The following is a 5,908-nucleotide window of genomic DNA, read 5'->3' on the forward strand; positions in this document are numbered from 1 at the left end:
TGGTCGCCGCCCCGGCCCGGGTGGGCCCCCAAAACCCGCGGGGGCCCCCCGTGCCGGGTGCTACCCCCCCGGCGGGCCGCCGGGGCGCGGCGCCCGGTCGGGGAACCGGGCGCGCCGCACGGTGGGGATCAGTAGTTGAGGGAGCAGGGCTCGGCGTTGCCGCCGGAGGTGCCGGTGCACTCCACGGTGCCGTTGGTCCGGTAGACCTTCACGGTCATCGTCGAGGTGAAGTTGGCGAGGCCGAACTTCGCCTCCCCGCCGATGCCGAACGGGCTGGCGCTGATGGTGATCTCTCCGTTGCGACCCCAGGAGGCCGACGTGGTGAGCGTGTACGGGCCGCCGACCGCGGTGGGCGGGCTGCCGGCCTTCTGGTAGCTCTTGCGCTCCAGGTTGGACGCTGCGCCCCCGCTGGTCCGGTCGGCGTTGCTCTGGGCGATCGTCGCGTACGTGATTCGCGACCCGTTGGTGCACCACTCGACGTTCATGGTCATGTAGGCGGTGGTCGCATTGAACGAGCCGACGGGCTGGTTGATCCAGTTGACCAGCGGCACGTTCAGTTCGGTGACCGGAATCTTGAGCTGGCTGCGGTAGGCGGTGCCGGCGGCCTGGGCGCAAGGGCCCTGGACGTATCCGGTGTAGGTGGCGGCGTTGGCCGGCGGGGCGCCGACCGCCACGGTCGCGGCGACGGCGCCGGTGGCGATCAGGGACCGGGTCAGGTTGCGGACTGACCTCGACATGGAATCCACTCCTCAGGTGAACGGCGGCCATTGTGCGGGCCGCGAACGGTCGATGCGTCCATTCCTGATCTTCGAACGGCATCCCTCCTAAGTGGATCGTGTAGGTGGTCGACCTGCTACTACCCGGCTGCATCCGTCACTATCACTGCGTGGACGACTTTCTTTGCTAAGCCTTACTTATTGTCCACCATCGATTTGTCTTAGCATTTTTCGCCCCCTGCCGTGACCAGGGGTGGGAGCGCTTCGGATGATCATCTGCGGTCCGCTGCCGCTAGGAGGCGGCCCAGTGAGCGCGGACCCGCGTGGCGCTCAGCGGTCCGGGCTGTCCGCCGGCGCCATCACCCGCAGCGCGTTCGGGGCCAGGCCGACGCGTACCGGTGTCCGGCCGTGCAGCTCGCCGTCGACCTCGACACCCGCCGGCCGGTCGGTCTCCAGCCACAGCTCGTCGACGGCGAGGAACGGCGCGTCGCCCAGCGTCCGGCGGTGACCCGTCGCCGCGTTGCGCGCGGTGTGCCGCAGCAGGTCCCGCCGGGTCGCACCACCCACCGGGTATGCCACCAGCAGCCGGTCGTCCGCGTTGGCGTCCGCCGTGATCGGACGGCCGGCGTGGAACCCGCCGTTGGCCACGTACAACTGGTGGGTGACGAACTCGTGCACGGTACCGCCGGCCCGGACGGTGGCCCGCAGCGGACGGTGGCGGGTCAGCAGCGCCAACGCGGTCGCCGGGTACGCGAGCCGCCCGGTGGCCCGCTTCAGCCGCGGCGGGGTCCGGAGCATGATGTCCGCCGACAGGCCCACACCGACGTGGTTGGTGAACGGCACGTCACCGGCGAGCCCCAGGTCCAGGTCGATGACCTTGCCCTCGGTCAGCACCGCCACCGCGCCGTCCAGGTGCAACGGGATGCCCACCGTACGCGCGAAGTTGTTCGTGGTCCCGAACGGCAGCAGACCCATCGCGACGTCGGTGTGCGCGAGCAGGCGCGCGGCGGTGCTCAGCGTCCCGTCGCCGCCGCCCGCGACGAGCAGGTCCGGCCCGAGGTCGAGGGCGGCCGAGAGGCTGCGCTCCAGTTGGCCGGGCCGGTCGACGGGAAACTCTCCGAGCAGGTCGAACCCGGCCGCCGCGAGCCGCGTCCGGGTCCGTTCGTAGTGGTGGCGGCCCCGGCGGGAGCGGGCGTTGACGACCAGGGCCGCGCGCCGGTCCCGCCGGACGGCCTCGGTCAGCTCCCGCTTGGTCCGCATGGCACCGACCCTATCGCCGGTCGGAGCGGCAATATCCATTGCGGTCACCGCACGCCCGACCTAGCGTTGTCCGCACGTTGTCGACCGACGAGCCGCAGGGGAGGGACACCGTGGAGCAGCGCACCGGACCATCGCGCACACGTACGGTCCCGCGTGGCGGCGGACGGTCGGACACCGCTCTGCGAAATCCACGCCCGCGCCGGTCGTGCCCGGCGGCGTGACGCACATCCACACCTGACGCGTCACCCCGCCACCCCGACCGCGGCGTCTCTTCCGCACGCCTGACGTGGCGGAACCCCTCCCAGCCGTGCCGGCTGACGACTTCCGGTCGCCGTCGAAGAACGGGCGGCGAGCCGACGACCCGAGGAGACAACCATGGGCTACACCCCGCTGGCGGGCACCCGCGCGCCCGTCCGCGTCTGGACCGACCCGTACGCCATCGAGGCACAGGCGGCGAAGCAGCTGCGCAACATCGGCGCTCTGCCCTGGGTGGAGGGCGTCGCCGTGATGCCCGACGTCCACTTCGGCAAGGGCGCGACGGTCGGCTCGGTCATCGCGATGCGGCAGGCCGTGTCCCCGGCCGCGGTCGGTGTCGACATCGGCTGCGGCATGTCGGCCGTCCGTACGTCGCTGACCGCCGCGGACCTGCCGGACGACCTGGCCGGGCTGCGCTCGGCCGTCGAGGCGGTCATCCCGGTCGGCTTCGCCAAGCGGGACGACCCGGTCGACCCCCGCCGCGTCCGGGGCCTGGAGCAGGCTGGCTGGGACGACTTCTGGCGGCGGTTCGGCACCCTCGACCGGCGGGTCGCGCAGCTCGAGCACCGGGCCCGGCACCAGATGGGCACCCTCGGCGGTGGCAACCACTTCGTCGAGATCTGCCTGGAGCAGGGCGGCGCCGACGCCGGCCGGGTGTGGCTGATGCTGCACTCCGGCTCCCGCAACATCGGCAAGGAACTCGCCGAGCGGCACATGGCGGTGGCGCGACACCTGCCGCACAACGTCGACCTGCCCGACCGGGACCTCGCGGTCTTCCTCGCCGGCACCTCGGAGATGGAGGCGTACCGCCGGGACCTGTGGTGGGCGCAGGAGTACGCGCGGCGCAACCGGGCCGTCATGCTCGCCCTGCTCTGCGGTGTGGTGCGGGAGGCGTTCCCGCAGGCCGGGTTCGACGAGCCGATCAGCTGCCACCACAACTACGTGGCCGAGGAGACCTACGACGGCGTGGACGTGCTGGTCACCCGCAAGGGCGCGATCCGGGCCGGCCGGGGTGACCTGGGCATCATCCCCGGGTCGATGGGCACCGGCTCGTACATCGTGCGCGGCAAGGGCAACCCGGACGCGTACTGCTCGGCCTCGCACGGGGCCGGCCGGCGGATGTCGCGGGCGCAGGCGAAGCGGACGTACAGCACCGCCGACCTTGTCGCGCAGACCGCCGGGGTGGAGTGCCGCAAGGACGCCGGGGTGGTCGACGAGATCCCCGGCGCGTACAAGGACATCACCGAGGTGATGGCGCAGCAGGAGGACCTGGTCGAGGTGGTCGCCCACCTCAAGCAGGTGGTCTGCGTGAAGGGCTGACGGCGACGCGATACCTGTCGTGACGCGCTGGTCCGGGCCGACGGGGCGATCCTCGTCGGCCCGGCCGGCGCGGGGCGTACCGCCCTGGCCCGGGTGACCGTCACCGAGGCGAGCCGGCCGGCGGAGCGGGCGTAAACCAGTGGAGCAACACCGCTGTGCGCCACTACCGTTCTGCCGAAGGACATCGTCTGAGTCGAGGACACGCCGTTGTACACCCTGTGAGACCTCCCGAGCGCTGATTCGTGGCGCGTCGCGTGTGTGCGCCGCGCTCCCTCTTGCTGCGGACTTCTCACTGGAGACGGTGTACTTCTATGCTCACAAACTGGGTGGTCGTGCCCACCTGCCTGCCGCTCGCTCTCTGCCGGTGCCACGCGCGCGCGTCCGAGCGCTTCCCGGCAAGCGGCACCCTTCGTCTGATCGACGTCATCACGGACGGCGAACTCGTTTCGACAGTCCGATACAGAGGCGAACTCTCTTCGATCTCACCTGCACGCTCAGGCGCTGAGGCGGCGACCGGCGCCCGTCGGGGGCGGGCGCCGGTCGACGCGTACGGGGATGTCAGGCGTACGGGACGCAGACGTCCCAGCCGGGCGTCCACCCGGACAGTTCCGTGGCGGGCGCGACCGTGGCCGCGCCGATCGTGGTGCCCGCGTCGCCGTCGGCCCCGATGGTGACCGTACGGCCGCCGGGGTAGCCGCTCCCGTCGTCGGTGAACGTGCGGACGATGCCGCCGTCGGGGCGGTCCGTCCACGAGGTCCGGCCGTCGGTGGCCGGGGTGCCGGCCGGGGTACGCGGACCGAAGTACTCGGTGAGCACCTGCTCGACCGTCTCCGGCCGGGGTGGTGGCATCGGCTCGTTCGACTGCCGGCACTCCGGCCAGGAGCGGACGGCGACCGTGTCGGGGCGGTCCGACCGCCACAACCGTTCCTCGACGAGGCTCCCGCCCGTCCGGGTCTCGAAGCGCATCGCGTCGAGGATCCCGTCGTGGTGGGCGAGGTGGACGCTCACCCGGGTCTCGTACGCCGCGCCGCCGGGCTCGTGCGAGGTCTCGGTGAAGCCGACGACGGTGACCTCGCCGGCCGGCCGGGCCGGCGTCGGTGTCGCGGCGCAGGCGGTGAGCGCCAGCAGGGCGGTGCCCGCGGCGAGAAGCGCGGTCCTGGTCAACGTGCTGTCTCCCTGGGGCGGTGGGCGCCCGCCCCGCCCCCAGTCGTGTCGGGGCGGGCGCCCGGTTCCGGCGTACGTGGTCAGCAGGAGCGGCGGACGGATCCGCTGTTCCTGATCTGGACGGCGCGCGGGAAGCCGCCGTTGCGGCCCACGTACATCCGGTAGTTGAAGGTGCCCAACTTGCAGGCCTTGACGGTGTACTCCTTCGTGCCCGACGAGCCCGCGAAGGCGTCGCGGCCGGCGATCCGGGTCCAGCCGTGCCAGCGGTGGACCTGCATGCCGTACCAGACCTGCCAGCCCGAGCAGTTGACCGTCTTCACCTTGCCCTTGATCGGTCCCCGCGTGGTGACCTTGTACGGCGTGATGGCGCAGCCCTGGATCGCGAGCGACCCGACCGGCGCGGAGGCGGTCCGGACGGGCGCGGCGTCGGCCCGCGGTGCCTCCGATGCCGACGCCGATGCCGGTGTGGCCGCGACGGCGAGCGAGCCGCTGAGGAGCACTCCTGCGGTGAGTGCGCCGATCCGGCTTCCGATGGTGCGCATGTCTGCCCTCCTGGCAGTGGTGTTCCGGGCCGGCGGGGAACCGGTGTGGTTCGCGTCCCCGGACCCGGCGTCGTCGCCGTGTCCCGGGGTGGGGACGGGACGTCCGACCGCCGGCCCTGTGTCGTCCCACCGCTGTTGTAGTCGCCGCGTTGATTGGTCGGGCCACTCCGACCAGGCGATCAATCAACTCCGGACAGGCGTGTGGCGCCCGGGGTGGGGGCCACCTGAACGGACCCTTGATCCATTCGGGAGGATGCGACGTGACACTCCATGATGGATTCGGCTCGGAGCGTGAGGAGTACCGTCAGCGTGGCCCGTCAGGAACGACCGGTGGACCCGGGTGCCGGCCCCCTTCAGGCGTTCGCCTACGACCTGCGCAAGGTGCGGGTCGAGGCGGGCAACCCCACCTACCGCGTGCTGGCCCGTGCGGCCGGCTACAGCGCGACGACGCTGTCGGAGGCCGCGAACGGGCTGCGGAAGCCGACCCTGGAGGTGGTGCTCGCGTACGTCGGGGCCTGCGGGGGCGACGTCGAGGACTGGCGGCGGCGCTGGCACGACCTCGACGACGAGGTCGCCCAGTAGTTCAGCGAGAACGCGCGCAGCCGGTCCTTCTCCGGGACGACATCGATCATCATGGCGCCGAACGCCGGC

Annotated in this window: 6 protein-coding genes; 2 read left to right on the top strand and 4 right to left on the bottom strand. The window is 72.0% G+C overall.

What is annotated here, in order from left to right; genetic code table 11:
- Positions 1-128: 128 nt before the first annotated feature.
- A complete protein-coding gene (locus AB0I76_RS20715; RefSeq protein ID WP_357037800.1) occupies positions 129-737 on the bottom strand; it encodes a hypothetical protein in 609 nt (202 codons plus the stop codon).
- Positions 738-1,046: 309 nt separating this feature from the next.
- The gene (locus AB0I76_RS20720) at positions 1,047-1,976 is read right to left on the bottom strand and encodes a diacylglycerol kinase family protein (RefSeq protein ID WP_357037803.1); all 930 of its coding nucleotides are present in this window, start codon (positions 1,974-1,976) and stop codon (positions 1,047-1,049) included.
- A 375-nt stretch (positions 1,977-2,351) separates the two neighbouring features.
- Between AB0I76_RS20720 and AB0I76_RS20725 the strand changes: the two genes are divergently transcribed.
- On the top strand, positions 2,352-3,551 hold the full coding sequence (locus AB0I76_RS20725; RefSeq protein ID WP_357037806.1) for an RtcB family protein: 1,200 nt from the start codon (positions 2,352-2,354) through the stop codon (positions 3,549-3,551).
- 558 nt (positions 3,552-4,109) lie between these two features.
- Here the strand turns inward: AB0I76_RS20725 and AB0I76_RS20730 are convergent.
- Together AB0I76_RS20730 and AB0I76_RS20735 are read right to left on the bottom strand one after the other, a co-directional pair.
- Positions 4,110-4,715, bottom strand: a complete 606-nt coding sequence (locus AB0I76_RS20730; protein ID WP_357037810.1) for a hypothetical protein — start codon at positions 4,713-4,715, stop codon at positions 4,110-4,112.
- Positions 4,716-4,795: 80 nt separating this feature from the next.
- Positions 4,796-5,257: a hypothetical protein gene (locus tag AB0I76_RS20735; RefSeq protein WP_357037813.1), complete on the bottom strand. Its 462-nt coding sequence runs from the start codon at positions 5,255-5,257 to the stop codon at positions 4,796-4,798.
- 273 nt (positions 5,258-5,530) lie between these two features.
- Here AB0I76_RS20735 and AB0I76_RS20740 point away from each other — a divergent pair, with 273 nt between their 5' ends.
- Complete coding sequence (locus tag AB0I76_RS20740; RefSeq protein WP_357037816.1) at positions 5,531-5,839, top strand: helix-turn-helix transcriptional regulator; 309 nt, start codon at positions 5,531-5,533, stop codon at positions 5,837-5,839.
- The last annotated feature ends 69 nt before the right edge of the window (positions 5,840-5,908 follow it).

It is taken from the genome of Micromonospora sp. NPDC049799 (genome assembly GCF_040656655.1).
In the GTDB taxonomy this organism is placed as follows: Bacteria; Actinomycetota; Actinomycetes; order Mycobacteriales; family Micromonosporaceae; genus Micromonospora.

Coding starts and splice junctions, on each gene's coding strand:
- AB0I76_RS20735 (WP_357037813.1), bottom strand. CDS start 5,257: ATGCGCACCATCGGAAGCCGGATCGGCGCACTCACCGCAGGAGTGCTC.
- AB0I76_RS20715 (WP_357037800.1), bottom strand. CDS start 737: ATGTCGAGGTCAGTCCGCAACCTGACCCGGTCCCTGATCGCCACCGGC.
- AB0I76_RS20740 (WP_357037816.1), top strand. CDS start 5,531: ATGGATTCGGCTCGGAGCGTGAGGAGTACCGTCAGCGTGGCCCGTCAG.
- AB0I76_RS20720 (WP_357037803.1), bottom strand. CDS start 1,976: ATGCGGACCAAGCGGGAGCTGACCGAGGCCGTCCGGCGGGACCGGCGC.
- AB0I76_RS20725 (WP_357037806.1), top strand. CDS start 2,352: ATGGGCTACACCCCGCTGGCGGGCACCCGCGCGCCCGTCCGCGTCTGG.